General features: G+C 65.3%; 18 protein-coding genes. 7 read left to right on the plus strand and 11 right to left on the minus strand.

Translation table 11 applies throughout. The features are described from left to right. Positions 1-321 precede the first annotated feature (321 nt). A complete protein-coding gene (locus tag H8A92_RS27430; RefSeq protein ID WP_229198651.1) occupies positions 322-1,569 on the plus strand; it encodes a DUF763 domain-containing protein in 1,248 nt (415 codons plus the stop codon). Positions 1,570-1,571: 2 nt separating this feature from the next. On the opposite strand, the gene H8A92_RS27435 is transcribed toward H8A92_RS27430, so the two are convergent. Continuing rightward, positions 1,572-2,378, minus strand: a complete 807-nt coding sequence (locus H8A92_RS27435) for an enoyl-CoA hydratase/isomerase family protein (protein ID WP_229198652.1) — start codon at positions 2,376-2,378, stop codon at positions 1,572-1,574. 74 nt (positions 2,379-2,452) lie between these two features. On the opposite strand from H8A92_RS27435, the gene nthA reads away from it, so the two are divergent. From nthA to H8A92_RS27450, 3 genes are read left to right on the plus strand one after another with little or no spacing between them, the layout of a single operon-like run. Then, positions 2,453-3,082 (plus strand): nitrile hydratase subunit alpha, encoded by a 630-nt coding sequence (gene nthA / locus H8A92_RS27440; protein WP_229198653.1) that lies wholly within the window; start codon positions 2,453-2,455, stop codon positions 3,080-3,082. Further along, complete coding sequence (gene nthB / locus H8A92_RS27445) at positions 3,079-3,738, plus strand: nitrile hydratase subunit beta (RefSeq protein WP_229198654.1); 660 nt, start codon at positions 3,079-3,081, stop codon at positions 3,736-3,738. Before nthA ends, nthB begins: the two co-directional genes overlap by 4 nt. Next, on the plus strand, positions 3,738-4,115 hold the full coding sequence (locus H8A92_RS27450) for a nitrile hydratase accessory protein (RefSeq protein ID WP_229198655.1): 378 nt from the start codon (positions 3,738-3,740) through the stop codon (positions 4,113-4,115). The genes nthB and H8A92_RS27450 overlap by 1 nt, the downstream gene beginning before the upstream one ends. 340 nt (positions 4,116-4,455) lie before the next feature. Here the strand turns inward: H8A92_RS27450 and queC are convergent, their stop codons facing one another. Then, positions 4,456-5,175, minus strand: a complete 720-nt coding sequence (gene queC, locus H8A92_RS27455) for a 7-cyano-7-deazaguanine synthase QueC (protein WP_229198656.1) — start codon at positions 5,173-5,175, stop codon at positions 4,456-4,458. A 128-nt stretch (positions 5,176-5,303) separates the two neighbouring features. Between queC and mazG the strand changes: the two genes are divergently transcribed. Then, entirely contained in the window at positions 5,304-6,119 is an 816-nt protein-coding gene (gene mazG / locus H8A92_RS27460) for a nucleoside triphosphate pyrophosphohydrolase (RefSeq protein ID WP_229198657.1), read from the plus strand. Between the two features lie 148 nt (positions 6,120-6,267). Here mazG and H8A92_RS27465 read toward each other — a convergent pair whose 3' ends face one another. From H8A92_RS27465 to dusB, 9 genes are all read right to left on the minus strand, one after another. Then, on the minus strand, positions 6,268-7,188 hold the full coding sequence (locus H8A92_RS27465) for an MBL fold metallo-hydrolase (protein ID WP_229198658.1): 921 nt from the start codon (positions 7,186-7,188) through the stop codon (positions 6,268-6,270). Between the two features lie 319 nt (positions 7,189-7,507). Further along, positions 7,508-8,878: a magnesium transporter gene (gene mgtE, locus H8A92_RS27470; RefSeq protein ID WP_229198659.1), complete on the minus strand. Its 1,371-nt coding sequence runs from the start codon at positions 8,876-8,878 to the stop codon at positions 7,508-7,510. A 150-nt stretch (positions 8,879-9,028) separates the two neighbouring features. Then, positions 9,029-10,423: a GTPase HflX gene (gene hflX / locus H8A92_RS27475; RefSeq protein WP_229198660.1), complete on the minus strand. Its 1,395-nt coding sequence runs from the start codon at positions 10,421-10,423 to the stop codon at positions 9,029-9,031. A gap of 11 nt (positions 10,424-10,434) precedes the next feature. Beyond that, complete coding sequence (hfq, locus tag H8A92_RS27480) at positions 10,435-10,683, minus strand: RNA chaperone Hfq (protein WP_006020546.1); 249 nt, start codon at positions 10,681-10,683, stop codon at positions 10,435-10,437. 363 nt (positions 10,684-11,046) lie between these two features. Beyond that, positions 11,047-12,417, minus strand: a complete 1,371-nt coding sequence (ntrX, locus tag H8A92_RS27485; protein ID WP_229198661.1) for a nitrogen assimilation response regulator NtrX — start codon at positions 12,415-12,417, stop codon at positions 11,047-11,049. 17 nt (positions 12,418-12,434) lie between these two features. After that, positions 12,435-14,870, minus strand: coding sequence for a sensor histidine kinase NtrY-like (locus H8A92_RS27490; protein ID WP_229198662.1), 2,436 nt, complete (start codon positions 14,868-14,870; stop codon positions 12,435-12,437). Positions 14,871-15,055: 185 nt separating this feature from the next. Further along, on the minus strand, positions 15,056-16,498 hold the full coding sequence (gene ntrC, locus H8A92_RS27495; RefSeq protein ID WP_229185927.1) for a nitrogen regulation protein NR(I): 1,443 nt from the start codon (positions 16,496-16,498) through the stop codon (positions 15,056-15,058). A gap of 12 nt (positions 16,499-16,510) precedes the next feature. Continuing rightward, positions 16,511-17,686, minus strand: a complete 1,176-nt coding sequence (locus tag H8A92_RS27500; RefSeq protein ID WP_163151507.1) for a two-component system sensor histidine kinase NtrB — start codon at positions 17,684-17,686, stop codon at positions 16,511-16,513. Beyond that, complete coding sequence (gene dusB / locus H8A92_RS27505; RefSeq protein WP_229198663.1) at positions 17,683-18,684, minus strand: tRNA dihydrouridine synthase DusB; 1,002 nt, start codon at positions 18,682-18,684, stop codon at positions 17,683-17,685. Before dusB ends, H8A92_RS27500 begins: the two co-directional genes overlap by 4 nt. Before the next feature lie 284 nt (positions 18,685-18,968). Here dusB and H8A92_RS27510 point away from each other — a divergent pair, with 284 nt between their 5' ends. Further along, positions 18,969-20,165: a bifunctional 2-C-methyl-D-erythritol 4-phosphate cytidylyltransferase/2-C-methyl-D-erythritol 2,4-cyclodiphosphate synthase gene (locus H8A92_RS27510; RefSeq protein WP_229198664.1), complete on the plus strand. Its 1,197-nt coding sequence runs from the start codon at positions 18,969-18,971 to the stop codon at positions 20,163-20,165. Between the two features lies 1 nt (position 20,166). Beyond that, the gene (locus tag H8A92_RS27515; protein WP_029084148.1) at positions 20,167-20,766 is read left to right on the plus strand and encodes a CinA family protein; all 600 of its coding nucleotides are present in this window, start codon (positions 20,167-20,169) and stop codon (positions 20,764-20,766) included. The last annotated feature ends 6 nt before the right edge of the window (positions 20,767-20,772 follow it).

Genomic DNA, 20,772 nt, shown 5'->3' on the forward strand with positions numbered 1-20,772 from the left:
GCTCAAGCACCATCTCGCGATGGCGCAGGAGCTGGACAAGAACCGAAAGTAGCCGCCAGTCGCCGGCGGCCCCGCTATTCCGGCTTCATGAGGCAATTCCAGCGGCGCAACTCGACGCGCGCATCCGCTGCTCGCCACCGCCCTCTTAGCCAGCGCCCAGATATTCCGGCCGGGTCTCCGCAGGGTCGACAGGGAGGCGTTTGGCGACCACAATCCCCTCGCGATCCGCGACGGGTTGCTGACGAGTCGATGACAGGCTGATCTTCGAGGATCGTCTGCATCGAGGCTCGATCTAAGGCGTGATCCAAGGCTTGCAGACCGATGGCCCGACGTACCGGCAGCGCTGATCTGCCCCTCCATGGTGGACGCGTGCCGCCGTGGCTGGCGCAGCGCATGGCGACGCTGGGTGCCATTATCACCCAGGCCGTGGTCCATCATTACGGACGAGACGCGTTCCTGCAGCGGCTCTCGCATCCGTTCTGGTTCCAGTCGTTCGGCGCCGTGATGGGCATGGACTGGCACTCGTCGGGAATCACCACGAGCGTCATCGGCGCGCTGAAGCGCGGGCTGGCGCCGTTGCAGGATGAGCTCGGCATCTATGTCTGCGGCGGCCGCGGCAAGCATTCGCGGCAGACGCCGGACGAGCTGACGGCGCTGGGCGAGCGGACCGGCTTTGACGGCGATGCCCTCACCCGGGCCAGCCGCCTGGTCGCCAAGGTCGACAGCGCCGCGATCCAGGACGGTTTCGAGCTCTATCTGCATGGCTTCTTCGTCACCACGGACGGCAAATGGACCGTGGTCCAGCAAGGCATGAACGATCACAAGCGGCAGGCGCGACGCTACCACTGGCATTCCGAGGGGCTGCGCAGCTTCGTCGACGAGCCGCACAGCGCGATCGACGGTCCAGCGCAGGGCGAGATCGTCAACCTCACCGACCACCGAGCCGACGCCTCGCGCCAGGCGCAACTCGATCTGCTCGCCGCGCTCGGTCCCGACGGCATCGCGCGTCAATATGCCGAGCTGACCGAGCAGGTGGAGGCGCAGGGCGATCTCTTGCACCTGATCATGCCGGCGCATCACGATGTGCGCTCGAGCGATGTCTTCATCCGCCGCCTGCACGGCACCCTCGCCGCCGCAGCGGAGCGCGGGCCGCTGGATTTCCCCCAGTTGCTGCTGACGCCCGGCGTCGGCGCCCGCACCGTGGAGTCGCTCGCCATGGTCGCTGAGGTGGTCCACGGCACGCCGTATCGTTTCCGCGATCCGGCGCGTTTCTCGCTCGCGCACGGCGGCAAGGACCGTCATCCGTTTCCGGTGCCGATCAAGGTCTATGACGAGACCATCGGCGTGCTGAAATCGGCGGTGCAGCAGGCCAAGCTCGGCCGCGACGAGGAATTGCAGGCATTGAAGCGGCTGGACGACCAGGCCCGCAGGCTCGAATTGACCGCAACCGGCCCGTCCTTCGATGCCTTCGTGGCCAACGAGCGCGCGCGTTCGCCAAGCCTCGACGGCCGCTCCGTGTTCGGCTGGGAGGCCGACCTCGACGGTCGCGACCGCATCACCAAACGCTAGAGTCAGCGCCCCCTGAAGCGTGGCTTCCGCCGTCCGAGGAAGGCCGCGACACCTTCCTTGTGGTCGTCGGTCAGGCTCGCCAGCGCGAACTGGTCGAGATCCATGTGGCTGGCCAGATCGTCGAGCGCATGCGCCAGCCGGTTGACAGTCAGCTTGGTCATCGCCACCGAGATCGGCGGCTGGGCTGCGACCTTGGCCGCGAGCGCCATCGCAGCCTCAAAGGATTTGCCTGTTTCAGCCACCTGCTCCACCAGGCCCCATTCGTAGGCTTGCTCGGCCGAAATCCGGTCGTCGGTCAGGATCACGGCCTGCTTGGTGCGCGCCGGGCCCATCAGATGCAGCATGCGCGGCACGCTCTGCCAGCTCATGTTCATGCCGAGCGCGATCTCCGGCACGCGTAGATGCGCATCGCGCGCCATGACACGGAAATCCAGCGCGACTGCGAGCGCCACGCCGCCGCCGACGCAAAAGCCCTGGATCGCCCCGATCGTGACCTGCTCCATCTCCTGCCAGGCGCGCGTCAGCCGCGGCCCGAGCTTCAGGTGACGGCGCAGCGTGCCCATGTCCATGGTCGCGCGCGAACGCCCTTCGGCATCCTTGAGGTCGAAGCCGGCGCTGAACGATCTGGCGCCGCCGGTCAGCACCACCACCGAGGTGTCGGCATCGTCCTCGAAACTGCGCGCCGCATCTGTCAGTTGCCGCAGTGCCTCCGGCGACAGCGCGTTGATACCGTCGCCGCGGTCGAACCGCACCACGGCGATACGCCCCTCCGGTCCGAGGCCCTTCTCGATCGTCACATCGTCAACCACGCATACCTCCCCGCTCGCATTGTTGTGTACGGCTTGCCTCGACATAGCACGGCAGTTTCGCCTATTCTCCGGGCATGAGCGAACATGATCATCACCACCACGATCACGACCATTCCGAACTGTCGGAGACCGAGCTGCGCGTCCGCGCGCTGGAATCGATCCTGACCGAAAAAGGCTATGTCGAGGCTGCCGCGCTCGACGCCATCGTGCAGGCCTATGAGACCAAGATCGGCCCGCACAACGGCGCCCGGGTCGTCGCCAAGGCCTGGACCGATCCCGCCTTCAAGCAGGCGCTGCTCGAGGACGCCAGCAAGGCGGTCGGCACCCTCGGCCATGTCAGTCGGGTCGGCGACCATCTGGTTGCGATCGAGAACACGCCTGGCCGCCACAACATGGTCGTCTGCACACTCTGCTCCTGTTACCCCTGGGAAATGCTCGGGCTACCGCCGGTCTGGTACAAGGCCTCGCCGTATCGCTCGCGTGCCGTCAAGGATCCGCGCGGCGTGCTCGCCGATTTCGGCGTCAGCCTGCCGAAGGAGACGGAAATCCGGGTCTGGGACTCTACCGCTGAAACGCGCTTCCTGGTCTTGCCGATGCGGCCCGCAGGCACCGAGGGCTGGAGCGAAGACCAACTGGCCGAACTCGTGACGCGCGATTCCATGATCGGCACCGGATTCCCGAAAACACCGGGAGCACCGTCATGAACGGCGTCCACGACATGGGCGGCATGGACGGATTCGGCAAGGTCGTACCCGAGCTGAACGAGCCGATGTTCCATGAGGAATGGGAATCGCGCGTGCTCGCGATGGTCCGTGCGATGGGTGCGGCCGGCGCCTTCGACATCGATACATCGCGCTTCTATCGCGAGACCCTGCCCCCGCAGGTCTATCTGTCGAGCTCCTATTACAAGAAATGGTTCCTTGGGCTGGAAGCCCTGCTGCTCGACAAGGGCTATATCTCCAAGGACGACGTCGCATCCGGACATTCCGTGGCGCCGGCGAAGTCGCTCAAGCACGGCAAATTCTCCATGGCCGATGTCGAGCGCATCATGGTGCGCGGCAAGTTCGGCCGAGCGGCACCAGCGCCGGCGAAATTCAAGGCAGGCGATCGGGTGCGGGCGAAGAACATTCATCCCGCCACGCACACGCGGCTGCCGCGCTATGTGCGCGGTCATGTCGGCATGGTCGAGCGCGATCATGGTTGTCACGTGTTTCCCGATACGGTCGCGAACGACGCCGGCGAGCAGCCGCAATGGCTGTACACCGTTGTGTTCGACGGACGCGAACTCTGGGGACCGGATTCTGATCCGACCATCAAGGTCTCGATCGACGCGTTCGAGCCCTATCTGGAGGCCGCCTGATGGATTCCGGCGCCGCCGCGCGCGCGACCAGCGCCGTCTCCAGCATTCCCCGCGATCAGGACGGCCCGGTGTTCCACGCGCCGTGGGAGGCGCAGGCGTTCGCAATGGCGCTGACGCTGCATGACCGCGGTGTCTTCACCTGGACTGAATGGGCGGCCGCCCTCGCCGACCAGATCAAGCGCGCGCAGGCCGCCGGCGATCCCGACACCGGCGAGACCTATTACCAGCATTGGCTGGCGACGCTGGAACACCTCGTCGCCGCCAAGGGCGTCACGACCCATGAGACGCTGCGCCGCTACCGCGATGCCTGGGATCATGCCGCCGACCGCACCCCGCACGGCCAGCCGATCGAGCTGGTGCCGGGGGATTTTAGGTAGCGGCGCTTTCCTTTCACCTCGGTCGCGTTGTTGAAGAGCCTTGTTCGGTGTCATCACCCGCGAAAGCGGGTGATCCAGTATTCCAGAGGCAGCAGTGCTTGAGCCGAAAGGCCGCGGCGTACTGGATCGCCCGGTCGAGCCGGGCGATGACAGCTGTAGTTGGGACACAGCTGCGCAATTTCGGAATAATGGAAAAATACGACTGAGTTGCGGCGTGTCAAGGCTGCCGTGTCGAACGGCGACAGCCCACGCCTACTTTGCATGGGGTTGTTTTCGATATTTTGGCAGAGCGCCCCTGCAACGCGGCGCTGGATGCGATCGGCTTCCGCCGTCGGGCAACTCAGTGATTGCCCTGCGCGACATATTCCCGCCAGCCCTTGGCCCGCAGGCTGCACGCCGGGCATTCGCCGCAGCCATAGCCCCAATCGTGCTGCGCGCCGCGTTCGCCGAGATAGCAGGTGTGCGAATGCTCGCGGATCAGATCGACCAGCCCTGCCCCGCCGAGCTCATGCGCAAGCCGCCAGGTCGCGGCCTTGTCGAGCCACATCAGCGGCGTGTGCAGTTCGAAGTTCTTCGCCATGCCGAGGTTGAGCGCGGACTGCAACGCCTTGATGGTCTCGTCGCGGCAATCCGGGTAGCCGGAATAGTCGGTCTCGCACATGCCGCCGATGATGTGACGGATGCCGCGCCGGTAGGCCAGCGCCGCGGCGAACGTGAGGAACACGAGGTTGCGGCCGGGCACGAAGGTGTTGGGCAAACCATCCGCGCCCATTTCAATCGCAACGTCGCGGGTCAGCGCGGTGTCCGAGATTTCCGACAATGTCGGGATTGCGAGCGTATGGCTGTCGCCGAGCTTCGCCGACCAATCGGGCCGCATTTGCTCGATCCCGGCCAGCAACCGGTCGCGGCAATCGAGTTCGACGGCATGGCGCTGGCCGTAGGAGAATCCGAGCATCTCGACGCGCGTAAAGCGCGACAAGGCCCAGGCCAGGCAGGTGGTTGAATCCTGGCCGCCGGAAAACAGCACCAGCGCCGTGTCGGAATTGATCTGATCGGTCATGGAACGCGCTTTACCACTCCTTGGCCCTACGGCCAATCGGTGGACAGTGCCGCGATTCCGGCGCGTTTTACTGGGATCGGCAGGGCCGATTTGGCATAACGGCCAGACCTTACATCCAGTGGTGTCCCATGACCCCTTCCCGCGACATTTCCCGCCTGATCGAGATCATGGCTGCGCTGCGCACGCCGGTGACCGGCTGCCCGTGGGATCTCGTGCAGAATTTCGAGACCATCGCGCCCTACACGATCGAAGAGGCCTATGAGGTCGCCGACGCGATCACGCGCGGCGATCTCGACGATCTGCGCGAGGAACTCGGCGACCTGCTGCTGCAGGTGGTCTATCACGCAAGGATGGCGGAGGAGCAGAACGCGTTTGCGTTCGGCGATGTGGTCGAGGCGATCACGAAAAAGATGATCCGCCGTCATCCGCACGTCTTTGCCGGCAAGGACGGCAACATCCAGCCCGCCGGGGTCAAGAGCGCGTGGGAACGCATCAAGGCCGAGGAAAAAGCCGAGCGCGCCGCGCGGCGGCCGCCGGAGGACACCGCGCATACTTCGCTGCTGGCGAGCGTGAAGGCCGGCCTCCCTGCCCTGACGCGGGCAATGGAATTGCAGCGCAAGGCATCGACCGTCGGCTTCGACTGGAACGATCCGCGCGCGGTGCTCGCCAAGATCCGCGAGGAGGCCGACGAGATCGAGGCCGCGCTCGACCGCAACGACAAGCAGGAGATCGCCGAGGAAACCGGCGATCTGATGTTCGCGCTGGTCAACCTCGCCCGCCACGTCGACGCCGATCCGGAAACCGCGCTGCGCGCCACCAACGCCAAGTTCGAGCGACGCTTTGCCTATATCGAGAAGGCGCTGGCCGCGAAGGGCCGCTCGCTCGACGGCGCGTCGCTCGAAGAGATGGACGCGCTGTGGAATGAGGCGAAGCGCGCGACGTAGATTTCGCTCGTCGCGCGCCTTGTAGCTCCGTCCTAGAGATCAGCTTCGGCTCGTCGGGCTTGGGCGCGCATGACGCCGAATGGATCATTCCGGGTCGCCAGCCTACGATAGACTTTGAGGTCGTCAGGCGTCATGCCCTCGCCGCGCTTCATGTTCGAACCTGCCTCGGCACCGATTGCGATCGATGTGCGGCGCCGGCATAGATGTATTTGTCGCCAAACGCCTTCTTCAGGGCCGCAAACGTCGGCTCGCCGGTGCAGTGGCCGGGAGCGATGCTTTCGACCTTGAAACGGTCCTGCAACGCCGTCGTCACCTTGGCGACCACATCGTCGGGCGCGACAACCAGATGGAAGCCTCCGGCGATCAGCCGAATTCTGGGGTTGATCGCTGCGGCGGCCTCGACGATCCGCTCGATTCCGGGATGCGAGCAGCCAACGACGAGCACGATTCCGTCGGCAGTATTCACCGCCATCGAAAGCTCCTTGAGCTCTTTCGTTCCCGGCAGATCCGAAATCAGCGCAATGAGCGTAATGCCGGGCGCGACTTCGGTGGTTTGGTCGATCAATTCGAAGTTCGCATCCGCCCAGGCGGCACCGAACTTCATGATCTCGGGCGGCTTGCCGTCATAGTACCGCATCTCCGGCGGCAACGCGTCGTCCTTGCGGTAGAAGGCCGACGGCAGTGACGACCCGTAGATGCCGAACGTTTCCTTTGGTGCATAAATCTTCACCTTCGGATTGACGCTCAGGAGATAGCTCAAGCCCGCCATGTGATCGGAGTGCCGGTGTGACAACACAACGAAATCAAGGTTGGTGAGATCCACACCCTTTGCCTTGACATTGGCAGCAAAGATTTTCGCGTTGTCACCGGTATCGAACAGGATGCGCTTTCCACCGGTTTCCACGAGGGCGGAGAAACCCCAGTCCTTTGTCATCGCGGGATCCGTGCCGAATGCATCGTATAGGATGGTGATCCGGGCGGCCGGCTCGGCCGCATGGGCGACAGCACCGATTGCCGCAGCGAGAGCTGCAACAACCATTGTCAAAAAGAAATTTGATCTGAAATTCATGGAAGTTCCTCCTGTTCAAACGCAATGACTGAGGAATTCCTGGCAGGCGATCAGTCGGCATCGAGGCGGGCTGAAACCAGCCGAAGACCGACAATCCACGCGTGCAAGTCCGCAAGTTCTTAGGGATAGGCCGACTCAACCAAACCCTCCCGCTGCCCGCTGCGAGGCACAAGGAAAATATTTCGGCTTTGAGCTTGAACCTTTTGCCTGGCTCGCGAGACCAGCCCTGAACGCACAATTCGAACGTCGTCAAAATGGAGCTGTCTCAGGTCCGATCACCGCGCTGCTTCGCGGCGACACCGGTTTGGCGGCGATCACCTCACAACAGCGTTCCGCGCAGAATGACCGCGGCAACGCCGAAATAGATCACGAGGCCCGTGACGTCGACCAGCGTCGCGACGAAGGGGGCAGACGCACTCGCCGGATCGAATCCAATGCGCTTGAGGATGAACGGCAGCATCGAGCCGCACAGCGATCCGAAGGTGACGATGCCGACCAGCGCGGCGCCGACGGTGGTGGCCACCAGCACCCAATGCGGGCCGTAATCGAACAAGCCCAGCGTCTGCCAGACGGTGATCCTGACAATGCCGATCACGCCGAGGATGGAGCCGAGCACGATGCCTGTCGGCAGTTCGCGGATGGCGACGCGCCACCAGTCGCGCAGCCGCACCTCGTGCAGCGCCAGCGAACGGATCAGCAGCGAGGTTGCCTGCGAGCCGGAATTGCCGCCGGAGCTCATGATCAGCGGAATGAACAGGGTCAGGACGATCGCCTTTTCGAGCTCGCTCTGGTACGACTGCATTGCGGTGGCGGTCAGCATTTCCGACAGGAACAGCGCGCACAGCCAGCCGGCGCGCTTCTTGATCATCTCGCCGAAACCGATCCGCAAGTAAGGTTCGTCGATCGCTTCCATGCCGCCGAACTTCTGGGCGTCCTCGGTCGATTCCTCGACGATGGCGTCGATGACGTCGTCGACCGTGACGATGCCGAGGATGTGCCCTGGGCCGTCGACCACCGCGACCGCGAGCAGATCGTAGCGCGAGATCAGCCGCGCCGCCTCCATGCGGTCGGCTTCGGGCGCAATCATCAGCGGCTTGCGCGCCGGTGCCGCGGTCAGCACATTGGCATGCGGATCGGCCGAGATCAGCCGGCGCAGCGGCACGGCCTGGATCAGGGTCTTCTTGACCGGGTCGATCACGAAGATCGAATAGACGGTCTCGCGGGTGCGCTCGACCATCCGGATGTGATGCAGGACCTCGGCGATGGTCCAGCTCGAGGGCACGCTGACGAACTCCGTCGTCATGATGCTGCCGGCGCTGCGTTCGGGATAGGCCAGCAGCCCCGAGATGACGTTCCGGGTATCCGGGTTGAGGCCGTTCAGCAGCGTCGTGCGCAGCGGCTCGACCAGCTCCTTGAAGATGTCGGCGGCACGGTCGTCGGAGACGCCCGACAGCAGCGACACCGCGGTGTCCTTCGGCAGCTCGGCCAGGATCTCGCAGGTGTTGTTGAGCCCGGGCAGGTCGAGCACCTCGATCGCCTTCTCGGCGGGCAAGGACCGCAGCAGCTGCGCGGCATCGGCCGGCTCCCGGGCATTGAGCGCATCGACGATCTCGGGCGCCCGGGCATGGGCAAGATCACCGTTCTGGCCGGCGAGCGTGTCGTGGGGGATGGTGTTGCTGGTGTCCTGCATCGATCGGCCTCGGCTTTGCGTCCAGCAGCGCAATGAACCAAGGCGGCGCAGATTTCAAACAGAAAGCGCACCGGCACGTCGCAGCCGTGCCCGAGTGAGGCCGCGTCACAGCGTCGTCATATCTGGTTGCGCGGCGCCGCGCCGGAGGGTTTACGCCTCGATGGGCACCGCGGCGAACCGGCTCATCACGATGTCGCGCTTGGTCTCGTCGACGCGCACTGTCATATCGAAGCGCTCGCCTTGCAGTTCCTTGTTCAGGACCTCGGCATTACGGTGCAGCCAGCTGATGCCGGCACCGTCGGAGGCGTCGATCGAGAGCCGCAGCGTCATGCGCTTGGCCGCGAGGCGATCCTCGATTGCTGACAGCAGCGCGTCGATCCCCTCGCCGGTCGCGGCCGAGACCAGGAAGCACGGCCGCTCCGGCGGCCGGCGCGCGGCGATGTTGCGCAGATTGTCCCGCTCCTCGGGATCGAAACGGTCGATCTTGTTCCAGACCTCGATGATGCGCTGGCCGCCGTCGGCGTCGGGATCGATCCCGAGCTGATGCAGCACCCCCTCGACGTCGCGCTCCTGCGCCTCCGCATCCTCATGGGAGATGTCGCGGACGTGCAGGATGATGTCGGCTTCCAGCACCTCCTCCAGCGTGGCGCGGAACGCGGCCACCAGCTGGGTCGGCAGGTTGGAGATGAAGCCGACCGTGTCCGACAGCATCGCCTTGCCGCCATGCGGCAGGTTGAGCGCGCGCAGGGTCGGATCGAGCGTCGCAAACAGCATGTCGGCGGCCTGCACATCGGCGCGTGTCAGGCGGTTGAACAGGGTCGACTTGCCGGCATTGGTGTAGCCGACCAGCGCCACCACGCGATACGGCACGCGCTGGCGGCCGGCGCGATGCAGCCGCCGCGTCGCCTGCACCTTCTTCAACTCGCCTTCGAGCTTGGTGATGCGCTCGCTGATCAGGCGGCGGTCGGCCTCGATCTGGGTCTCACCGGGGCCGCCCATGAAGCCGAAGCCGCCGCGCTGGCGCTCGAGATGGGTCCAGGAGCGCACCAGGCGGCTGCGCTGATAATTCAGATGGGCGAGCTCGACCTGCAGCGCGCCCTCCTTGGTCTTGGCGCGGCGGCCGAAGATTTCCAGGATCAGGCCGGTGCGGTCGAGCACCTTGGTGCTCCAGGCCTTCTCGAGATTACGCTGCTGGATCGGGGACAGCGCGCAATCCATCACCACGAGCTCGACCTTGTTGCCGGCGACGAGGCCGTTGATCTCCTCGACCTTGCCCTTGCCGAGATAGGTCGCGGGCCGGATCTGGCTGATCGGCGCGATGATGGATTCCACCACGGTGAGGTCGATGGCACCGGCAAGGCCGGCGGCCTCCTCGATCCGCGCTTCGTAGTCACGGACAGAGGAATCCGTTTGCGCATCGCCGTCGCCGCGGCGCATGCGCAGGTACGGGCCGATGACGATCACCCGCCCGGTGCTCAAGTCCCCCGCCGACCCGGGCCTAGATTTGGTCCGGTCGGCGCCCCCTTCACGATTGAAGGGTTCCAATCAGTTCACTCTCAAGCCGGTGCGTCCTCACCACCTTCGAACAGCTGAATCGGAGCTCCGGGCATGATGGTCGAGATCGCGTGCTTGTAGACAAGCTGCGAGTGACCGTCGCGCCGCAGCAGTAAGCAGAAATTGTCGAACCATGTGACAATGCCCTGCAGCTTTACCCCGTTCACCAGAAATATCGTCAGTGGCGTTTTTGTTTTACGAACGTGATTAAGGAAGGTGTCTTGTAGATTTTGTGCGCGGTCTGCCGCCATTGTTTTTGTCCCGCAAGCTTGTGCTTCTTTTTATTGAACCGGTTGCGGCTCTCTCACGGAGCCTCCTCCGGCTGCCCGCCTGCCCTGAGATCCCCCTCTGGCAGGCGTAGCGGTACGATTAGAGGCCACGCGCGGTTTTTAGGCAAGCCGGTTCGCGGTGCAGTCGGTAGGAACACGGTGGCAATTCTAAGAAAGGGCGGGGAAAGAGACGAATATTCTCGTGGAGAGTGGATAAATCCCCGGTTGTGCCGTCCCCGCCTCGTCTCGCCGGCCGACACGCCCTGCCCTTGCTTCCCCCGGCGGGTGATCGCCGGGGCCTCGCTCCGAGCCGCCGATGTCGAGGCCGATCCTGGCGCGCCGGGGTCAGCCGACCCCGAGCGCCTTCAGCTTGCGGTGCAGTGCCGAGCGCTCCATGCCGACGAACTCTGCGGTGCGCGAGATATTGCCGGAGAAGCGGCTGATCTGGGCGATCAGGTAATCGCGCTCGAACACCTCGCGGGCCTCGCGCAACGGCAGGCCCATGATGTGCTCGCCATTGTTGGAGGTCGGCATCGCCGGCACCATCGAGCCGACGTCCTGCGGCAACATGTCGGCGGTGATGATCGCCTCCGGGCCGCCGCCGGCCAGGATCATCACGCGCTCCACGTTGTTGCGGAGCTGGCGGACGTTGCCCGGCCAGACATGCGACTGCAGCACAGCCATCGCGTCCTGCCCGATCTGCCGCTTCGGCAGGCCGGTGGCCGCCGAGATCTGGTCCATGAAATAGTCGATCAGCTCGGGGATGTCCTCGCGGCGCTCCGACAGCGGCGGCACCCGGATCGGCACCACCGAGAGGCGATGATAGAGATCCTCGCGGAAGCGACCCGCCGCGATCTCCTCCTCGAGATTGCGCGCCGTCGAGGAGATGATGCGGACGTCGACATGGACCTTGGCGGTACCGCCCTGGCGCTGGAAGGTCTGATCGACCAGCACGCGCAGGATCTTGTTCTGGGTCTCGCGCGGCATGTCCGCGATCTCGTCGATGAACAGCGTGCCGCCATGCGCTTCCTCGAGCGCGCCGGCCTTGCGCTGCTGCTCGCCGTTCGATCCCTCGATGCCGAACAGTTCGAGCTCCATGCGCTCCGGCGTGATCGCGGCCGCATTGATCACCACGAACGGCCCCTCGGCGCGTCCCGATGCATGATGCAGCGTGCGCGCGGCGAGCTCCTTGCCGGCGCCTGACGGACCGACGATCAGGATGCGGCTGTTGGCCTTGGCGGCGCGATCGATGGTCTGGCGCAGCTGGTTCATGCAGGCCGAGCGGCCGGTCAGGATGCTCGCCGCCGGTGCCAGCTGCTTCAGCTCCTTCACCTCGCGCTTGAGCCGCGACGTCTCCAGCGCCCGCGTCGCAACCAGGATCAGCCGATCCGACTTGAACGGCTTCTCGATGAAGTCGTAGGCGCCGCGCTTGATCGCGGCGACCGCGGTTTCGATGTTGCCGTGGCCGGAGATCATCACGACCGGCAGATCGGCATTGTCCTTCTTGATCTGCTCGAGCAGCTGCAGGCCGTCGAGCTTGGAGCCCTGCAGCCAGATGTCGAGGAAGACCAGGTTCGGGCGGCGGTTCGCGATCTCGGCAAGCGCCGAATCGCTGTCGCGCGCCGTGCGCGTCGAGAACCCCTCATCGTCCAGGATACCCGCAACGAGGTCACGAATGTCAGCTTCGTCGTCGACAATCAGAATGTCACTTGCCATGGGTTACACCTGCCTTGTCAGTCGCCCGTCGCGGCTTTGAATCTTGGCTTTTGGCTTCTTGGCTCTTGCGCATTTGGCTCTTGGTTATTTGCTTCTTGGATTTTTGGTTCATTGTTGGTCGCCTGTGCCGGGCCGTTGGTCGGCTCTTCCGGCGGATTTTTTTCACTGGTGGGTTCGGTCTTGTCCGGTTTCACGTCCGGCTTTTGGTCCTTGTTCTCCGGCTTGGCCGCCTGGCCGGTGACGGCAAAGCGCAGCCGCATCCAGGCACCGCGCTGCCCCTCGCGGAAATCGGACGCATCCTTGAGCTCGATGCGGCCGCCATGGTCCTCGAGGACGCGGCCGACGATGGCGAGCCCCAAACCGGTGCCCTTCGCCCGCGTCGTGACATAGGGCTCGAGCAGGCGCGAACGGGCGACCTTGGGCAGGCCGATGCCGTTGTCGACGACGTCGATCAGGATGTCGTCGTTCTCGCGCTGCGCCACGACGTCGATGCGGCCCTTGCCGAGCTCCTCGCGCGGCACCTGTTCGATCGCCTCGGTGGCGTTCTTGATGATGTTGGTCAGCGCCTGCGAGATCAGCCGGCGGTCGAACTGCGCCGGCAGCGGCGACTGCTTGATGTCGGCCTCGATGTCGAGATCGGGGTGGGCGACCTTCATCAGGAACACCGCCTGTCGCACCACGTCGGCGACGTCCTCGCCCTCCATCACGGGCTTGGGCATCCGCGCGAAGCGCGAGAACTCGTCGACCATGCGCCTGATGTCGTCGACCTGGCGCACGATGGTGTCGGTGCACTGCTCGAAGATCGACTTGTCCTTCTCTTCGGTGATGGTTTTGCCGAACTTGCGCCGGATCCGCTCGGCGGAGAGCTGGATCGGGGTCAGCGGATTCTTGATCTCGTGGGCGATACGGCGGGCGACGTCGCCCCAGGCCGAGGTGCGCTGCGCCGAGACCAGCTCGGTGATGTCGTCGAGCGTGATGATGTAGCTGTCGCGCGACTGGCTGGTCTGCTCGGCGGAGACGCGAACCGACAGATTGCGCTCATTGCCGTCGCGCAGGATCGTGACCTGTCCCTGCACCAGCCGCTGCGTGCCCTCGCGCGCGGTCTTCATCATCTCGTCGAGCTCGGGCAGCACGTCCGACAGCGGATGGCCGAGCGTCTCCGACTCGGCGTGCCCGATCAGCTTTTCAGCCGAGCGGTTGAGGATCCCGACGCTGCCTGAGGCGTCAACGCCGATGATACCGGCAGAGGCCGACGACAGCACCGCCTCGATGAAACGGCGGCGGCTGTCGATGGTCTCGCTGGCGTCGACCAGCTCGTTGCGCTGGGTGCGCAGCTCCTGGGTCATCTTGTTGAAGATTTCGCCGAGCAGCGCGAGGTCGCTGGCCGATTTGTGGACCGGCACCTGGACATTGAGGTTGCCGGTCGAGACTTCGCTCGCCGCACCCATCAACTGGCGGATCGGCGACACCAACCCGTTGGCGAAGTTGAGGCCGATCAGCACCGAGGCCATCAGGATGGTCAGCGCGATCACCGCAAACATCAGCGCGAACGCGACCTGGATGCCGAGCCTGCGGGTCTCGAGCTGCGCATATTCGGCAGCGCTGGTCTGGGTCTGCTTGAGCTGGGCGACGACGGCCGGATCGAGCAGCCGCGCCACGTACAGGAACATGTCGTCATAGGCCCGCAGCCGGACCACGGAGGCCACGTAGTTTTCAGGGAAGACCGAGATCTTCGGCTCGGTTTCGTTGATGTCCTTGAGGATATCTGGCGGTGGCGCCTCATAGTTCAGGCGGACACCGGTTTCAGCGCTCGCGACGATCTTGCCGTCCTTGTCCATCAGCACCGCGACCGGCAGGTTGCGCGACTCGGCCCCGGCCGTCATCAGCTGCAGGAACGTCATGCGATCCTGGTCATAGAGCGGCCGCGCATGGGCGAGATCGTTGGCCATCGCCAGCGTGTCGCCGTTGATGAGCTGGGCGTGCTCCTGCATGTAGGCGCTGGCGATGGTCAGCGAGTTCTGTATCACCTGCTTGGTCGGACCCGAGAACAGCCGGTCGAGGCCGCGCTCGATGGTGACGTTGGCGACGATCGACACCAGCACGGCGGGCAAGACCGCGATCACCGAGAACAGACCGACGATCTGCACATGCAGCCGCGCCGCCGCCCGGCCGCGCCGCCTCGCCTGCACCATCTGCCAGACTTCCCGGACGATGATGCCGACCAGCAGCAGGATCGTGGCGGCATTGATCATCAGGAAGGAGCGGACCACCTCGGAGGTGGGCTCGATCGGAGTCAGGCCGGTCAGGACCACGAAGGTCAGGAAGCCGGACAGCAGCGCGATGGCCACGGCGAACGGCGCCAGCCAGCGGCGCAGCGGAAAGCCCCGCGCCTCCGCAGTGGGCTCGGCCGGTGGCGCGTGTAATGTTGAAGCGGTGGTCTCTGCGCTGGTCATACCGGCAATTGAGCTGAGTGCGATCGCCCGCGGGAATTGCGAACTGATGCAATCATATCACAATGTTGCCGAATTGCGACATTTCCGCGGCGCAAACGTCGGGTGCGGCGCCGTGTCCTCAAAACCATTTGTGACTACTCAATAACGGTAGGCGGTGGCGGGGCCCGCGGTCCGCCCCGTCGGCCCTACCCGCCGCTCCGGTAGACCTGGATATCGAGGTCGCGGATCTTCTTGCGCAGCGTATTGCGGTTCAATCCGAGCAGGTCGGCGGCCCGGATCTGGTTGCCGCGGGTCGCCGCCAGCGCGGCGGTCAGCAGGGGGATCTCGATCTCCTTGAGGATGCGGTGGTAGAGGCCCGGCGGCGGCACGCCGTTCGGGAAGCCGGAGAAGTGCGAGGACAGATAGGCCTCGACCGCGCCGCCGAGATTGTCGACGCCGACGCTCGCGGTGCTGCCCGAGGTGACCGCCGGCGGCGCCAGCTCACCGTCGATGACCGAAGCGGTGATGACGTCCTGCGGATACAGCGCGGCGAGCCGCCGGGCGAGGTTTTCCAGCTCGCGGACGTTGCCCGGCCAGCGGTGCTGCTTCAGCCGCTCCAGCGCCTGGGCGTCGAGCTTCTTCGGCGGCAGGCCGTCCTTCTCGGCGAGCGAGAAGAAGTGCCGGATCAGGTCGGGCAGATCCTCGATGCGCTCGCGCAGCGGCGGCAGCCGCAGCGGAACCACATTGAGGCGGAAGAACAGGTCTTCGCGGAACAGGCCCTGCTGGATCAGGATGCGCAGGTCCTTGTTGGAGGCCGCGACGATCCGCACGTCGGTCTTGATCGGGGTACGGCCGCCGACGGTGGTGTATTCGCCCTGCTGCAGCACGCGCAGCAGCCGGGTCTGCGCCTCCATCGGCATGTCGCCGATCTCGTCGAGGAACAGCGTGCCGCCCTCGGCCTGCTCGAAGCGGCCGGAGGCGCGGGTGTTGGCGCCGGTGAAGGCGCCGCGCTCATGGCCAAACAGCTCTGATTCAATGAGGTCGCGCGGGATCGCCGCCATGTTGACCGCGACGAACGGGCCGTTGCGGCGCCGACCGTAATCGTGCAGCGCGCGGGCGACCAGCTCCTTGCCGGTGCCTGACTCACCCGAAATCATCACGGTGAGATCGGTCTGCATCAGCCGCGCCAGCACGCGGTAGATTTCCTGCATCGCCGGCGAACGGCCGACCAGCGGGATCGAGTCGAACTCGCCGTCGTCAGCGGGGCTAGAGACCCGCTCCTTCGGTTCGGCCAGCGCGCGGCCGACGATGGTGATCAGCTCCTTCAGGTCGAACGGCTTCGGCAGGTATTCATAGGCGCCGCGCTCGGAGGCGCGGATCGCGGTCATGAAGGTGTTCTGCGCGCTCATCACGATGACCGGCAGGTTCGGCCGCATCTTCTTGATCCGCGGCAAGAGATCGAATGCGTTCTCGTCGGGCATCACCACGTCGGTGATCACGAGATCGCCCTCGCCCTGGCTGACCCAGCGCCACAGTGTGGCGGCGTTGCCGGTCAGGCGAACCTCGTAGCCGGCGCGCGAGAGCGCCTGGTTCAGGACGGTCCGGATGGCAGTGTCGTCGTCAGCGACAAGTATGCTACCTGCAGGCATTGTTGTTGTTCCTCATCGTGCGTCCTGAGAGGCAGGCGAGGACGTACCCGGAACGTCATCGCGGTTGCTATGGTCGTGTTGCTTGGCGGCGCTGTACATCGGCATCAGCACGCGGAAAGTCGTCTTGCGCGGCTGCGACTCGCATTCGATGATGCCGCCGTGATCGCCGACGATCTTGGCGACCAGCGCGAGGCCGAGCCCGCTGCCGGTCTGCTTGGTGGTGACGAAGGGATCGAACAGGTTCGGCAGCAAATCTTCCGGCACGCCTGAACCATTGTCCTTGACGCAGAATTCGAGCGGCAGCGAGACGCGCGATTTCTTGCCCGGCACCGACAACCGCACGCCGGGCCGGAATGCCGTAGTGAGGTGGATCTCTGCATCGGTGCCGAGATCGGCGACCGCTTCCGCCGCGTTCTTCACGAGGTTGAGGAAAACCTGGATCAGCTGGTCCTGGTTGGCCAGCACCGGGGGCAGCGACGGATCGTAGTCCTCGATGAAACGGACGTTGCGGGCAAAGCCGGACTGCGCCAGACGCTTCACATGGTCGAGCACGGAGTGGATGTTGACGGGGCCGCGCGCCACCGGGCGGTCGTCGCCGAACACTTCCATGCGGTCGACCAGCGTGACGATGCGGTCCGCCTCGTCGCAGATCAGCCGCGTCAGCAGCCGATCCTCGGATGACGCCTGCTGCTCCAGCAGTTGCGCCGCGCCACGGATGCCGGACAGCGGGTTCTTGATCTCGTGGGCGAGCATCGCCGCCAGCGCGATCACCGAGCGTGCGGCGCTGCGATGGGTGAGCTGGCGGTCCATCTTGTCGGCGATGGTGCGCTCCTGCAGCATCACCACGATATGCCCGGGCCGCTCGGTCAGCGGTGCGACGTGCAGGTCGACCTGACGATCGCCGCCGATCCGCGGCGTGCCGAGATCGACCTTGTATTCGTTGACCGGCGAGCCGCTCGCCCGCACCTGTTCGATCAGCGCCAGCAGCGGGCTGCCGAACGGCACCAGCTCCTTCAGCGACTGCCGGCGCAAAAACTGCGTCGAAATCTCGAAGAAGGATTCGGCGGCGATGTTGGCATCGACGATCCGCCCGTCGGGTGCGACCAGCAGCACCGGATTGGGCAGCGCGTTGAGGATGGCCTCGCCGTCAGTGGGCACGGGCCGGCGAAATTCCATGGCTGACGTCATGCGGCAGCACTCCAGGCAAAATCATCGTAGGCATCCTCGAGCGCGCGATGCACGCTGGACGGCTCCTCCGAGGTCAGGATCGCCTGCCGCCAGGTCTTCAATGTTGCCGCCGGCGCGCAGCTATAGGCGGCAGCCGTCTCCAGCGCCCAGCCGAGATGCTTGCGCGCATGCTTGAGCCCGATGCGCAGGCCGTAATGGCTGCAGACCTCGTCATAGAGCGCGCGAACATGCTTGAGCTGCTCGGCGAGCGACGGCGCGGTCTCCGCGATCCCGGTCTCGAGCCGGCGGCCGATCTGGCCGGGCAGCCAGGGCTGCCCCTGCGCGCCGCGACCGATCATGACGGCATCCGCGCCGGACAACTCCAGCGCGCCGACAGCCTTGTCGAACGAGGTGATGTCGCCATTGACCACGACCGGGATCGTGACGGCGTCCTTGACCGGGCGTACCGCGTTCCAGTTCGCCTCGCCCTTGTAGAACTGGCAGCGGGTGCGGCCATGCACCGTGATCATCTGCACGCCCGATGCCTCGGCGCGGCGCGCCAGTTCGGGCGAATTGAGCGAGCGGTCGTCCCAGCCGAGCCGCATCTTCAGCGTCACCGGCACCTTGACTGCGGCGATGGTCGCGTCGATCAGCGCGACCGCATGGTCCAGGTCGCGCATCAAGGCCGAGCCGGACTGGCCACCGGTCACGTGGCGCGCCGGGCAACCCATGTTGATGTCGATGATATCGGCGCCGGCGCCCTCGGCGATCCGTGCGCCCTCCGCCATCCAGTGGGTCTCGCAGCCGGCAAGCTGGACCACATGCGGCCCGATCCCGGCTGCCTCACAACGTAACTTCGACATCGGCTTGCCGTTCACCAGATCGTCGCTGGCGGTCATCTCGGAGACCACCAGTCCGGCGCCCAAAGTGGCGGCGAGTCGCCGGAAGGGCGCGTCGGTGATGCCGGACATGGGCGCGAGTAGAACCCGGTTAGCGACAGCAATATCGCCTATCTTCAATGGGTTACGAGGAATACTTTGCACGCCGGTCACAGCCGTCTCGTCGTTCTGTCAGCCACGCCATTGCAGCTGACGCTGTCTATTCTGCGCACAATTCTTGTGCAGTCAAGGTTCATGCCTACGGTTTAGACATTTCTAGCATCTACGCAAGTGCACTGCAACAAAATCTGCTTTTCCCACAGTCATCGCAAACGCTCTGTTTTTGCGCAGCGGTCATGCTAAGGGCTGTGCGCGGCGGTGCTCGCCGTCCCCCGCATCCCCGATTGGTCTGTCACTGGTTCAAAATGCCGAAGCCTGAGCGTACCGCAGCTATCCTTGTCGCAGCCGGCCGTGGACTACGCGCCGGCGCCGGTGGGCCGAAGCAATACCGGACGATCGGCGGACAGACCGTGATCTACCGCGCCATGGAGGCGTTCTCCGGGCATCCGGACGTGTTTGCCGTGCAGCCGGTGGTCAATCCTGATGATGCCGCGCTGTTCGATGAAGCCGTCGCGGGCCTGCACCATCAACCGCCGACGCCGGGCGGCGCGACCCGGCAGGCCTCGGTCCATGCCGGGCTCGAGGCGCTCGCGGGCGAGAAGCCCGACATCGTTCTGATCCACGATGCCGCGCGCCCCTTCGTCACCGCAGCCGTGATCTCGCGCGCAATCGCTGCGGCCGGACGGACCGGCGCTGCGATCCCCGTGATTCCCGTCACCGACACCATCAAGCTCACCGGCGATGCCGGCGACGTCGAGGCGACCCCGGAGCGCGCGCGCTTGCGGATCGCGCAAACGCCGCAGGCTTTTCGTTTCGATGTAATATTGGAAGCGCATCGTCGCGCCGCGCGCGAGGGCCGCAGCGATTTCACCGACGATGCCGCGCTTGCAGAATGGGCGGGATTGACGGTTGCGACGTTTGAAGGTGATCCTGCCAACATGAAATTGACCACACCCGAAGATTTCGTGCGCGAGGAAGCGCGGCTCGCAAGCCAGCTCGGCGACATCAGGACCGGCACCGGCTACGACGTGCACGCCTTTGGCGACGGCGATCATGTAATGCTCTGTGGCGTGCGCGTGCCGCATACGCGCGGCTTCCTGGCTCATTCCGATGGTGATGTCGGGCTGCATGCGCTGGTCGACGCTATTCTCGGCGCGCTGGCCGACGGCGACATCGGCTCGCATTTCCCGCCGAGCGACGCCAAGTGGAAGGGCGCCTCCTCCGACCAATTCCTCAAATACGCCGTCGAACGCGTTACCGCGCGGGGTGGACGGATCGCCAATCTCGAAGTGACGATGATCTGCGAACGGCCGAAGATCGGTCCGCTGCGCGACACCATGCGGGCCAAGATCGCGGAGATCTCCGGCGTCCACATCTCGCGCGTGGCGGTCAAGGCGACCACCAGCGAGCGGCTCGGCTTCACCGGCCGCGAGGAAGGCATCGCGGCGACCGCGAGTGCCACGATCCGCCTTCCCTGGGACGACAAGGGCTGGAGTGCCTGACATGGGCGGCAGCGACGCTCGTGCCCTGTCCCGCTCGCTGCTCGACCTGTGCCGGATGCGCAAGCTGACCATCGCGACCGCCGAGTCCTGCACCGGCGGCCTGGTTGCGGGCGCGCTCACCGACATCCCCGGCTCTTCTGACGTGATCGATCGCGGCTTCGTCACCTATTCGAACGAGGCCAAGCGGGTGATGCTTGGCGTCAAGGCCGCAACGCTTGAGACGTTCGGCGCCGTGAGCAAGGAAACCGCGACCGCGATGGCGATCGGTGCGCTGGAGAAAGCCGGCGTCGACCTTGCGGTCTCGATCACCGGGATCGCAGGCCCCGGCGGCGCAACGCCGGGCAAGCCGGTCGGCCTAGTGCATTTCGCCGTCGCCGCGCGCGACGGCCGCATCCTGCACCGTGAGCAGCGCTTTGGCGCGATCGGCCGCAGCACGGTGCGGCAGCGCTCTGTGGTCGAGGCGCTGCGCATGCTGATGGAGCTTGCACGCCCGCCGCAGGCCGCAAAGCCCCGGCGCGAGACCGCCAGCCGGTTGCGGCCACGGGTGGCCCGTTCGCCGCGAAGCCACGCTGCGAAACGGCGGCGGCCGCCGCGCGGATAGGTATCG

Source organism: Bradyrhizobium acaciae (genome assembly GCF_020889785.1).
Lineage (GTDB): Bacteria > Pseudomonadota > Alphaproteobacteria > Rhizobiales > Xanthobacteraceae > Bradyrhizobium > Bradyrhizobium acaciae.

Bases quoted from the DNA above. Each gene is read 5' to 3' on its own strand.
- H8A92_RS27430 (WP_229198651.1), top strand. From the start codon at position 322: ATGGCCCGACGTACCGGCAGCGCTGATCTGCCCCTCCATGGTGGACGC.
- nthA (WP_229198653.1), top strand. From the start codon at position 2,453: ATGAGCGAACATGATCATCACCACCACGATCACGACCATTCCGAACTG.
- nthB (WP_229198654.1), top strand. From the start codon at position 3,079: ATGAACGGCGTCCACGACATGGGCGGCATGGACGGATTCGGCAAGGTC.
- H8A92_RS27450 (WP_229198655.1), top strand. From the start codon at position 3,738: ATGGATTCCGGCGCCGCCGCGCGCGCGACCAGCGCCGTCTCCAGCATT.
- queC (WP_229198656.1), bottom strand. From the start codon at position 5,175: ATGACCGATCAGATCAATTCCGACACGGCGCTGGTGCTGTTTTCCGGC.
- mazG (WP_229198657.1), top strand. From the start codon at position 5,304: ATGACCCCTTCCCGCGACATTTCCCGCCTGATCGAGATCATGGCTGCG.
- H8A92_RS27465 (WP_229198658.1), bottom strand. From the start codon at position 7,188: ATGAATTTCAGATCAAATTTCTTTTTGACAATGGTTGTTGCAGCTCTC.
- mgtE (WP_229198659.1), bottom strand. From the start codon at position 8,878: ATGCAGGACACCAGCAACACCATCCCCCACGACACGCTCGCCGGCCAG.
- hfq (WP_006020546.1), bottom strand. From the start codon at position 10,683: ATGGCGGCAGACCGCGCACAAAATCTACAAGACACCTTCCTTAATCAC.
- ntrX (WP_229198661.1), bottom strand. From the start codon at position 12,417: ATGGCAAGTGACATTCTGATTGTCGACGACGAAGCTGACATTCGTGAC.
- H8A92_RS27490 (WP_229198662.1), bottom strand. From the start codon at position 14,870: ATGACCAGCGCAGAGACCACCGCTTCAACATTACACGCGCCACCGGCC.
- ntrC (WP_229185927.1), bottom strand. From the start codon at position 16,498: ATGCCTGCAGGTAGCATACTTGTCGCTGACGACGACACTGCCATCCGG.
- H8A92_RS27500 (WP_163151507.1), bottom strand. From the start codon at position 17,686: ATGACGTCAGCCATGGAATTTCGCCGGCCCGTGCCCACTGACGGCGAG.
- H8A92_RS27510 (WP_229198664.1), top strand. From the start codon at position 18,969: ATGCCGAAGCCTGAGCGTACCGCAGCTATCCTTGTCGCAGCCGGCCGT.
- H8A92_RS27515 (WP_029084148.1), top strand. From the start codon at position 20,167: ATGGGCGGCAGCGACGCTCGTGCCCTGTCCCGCTCGCTGCTCGACCTG.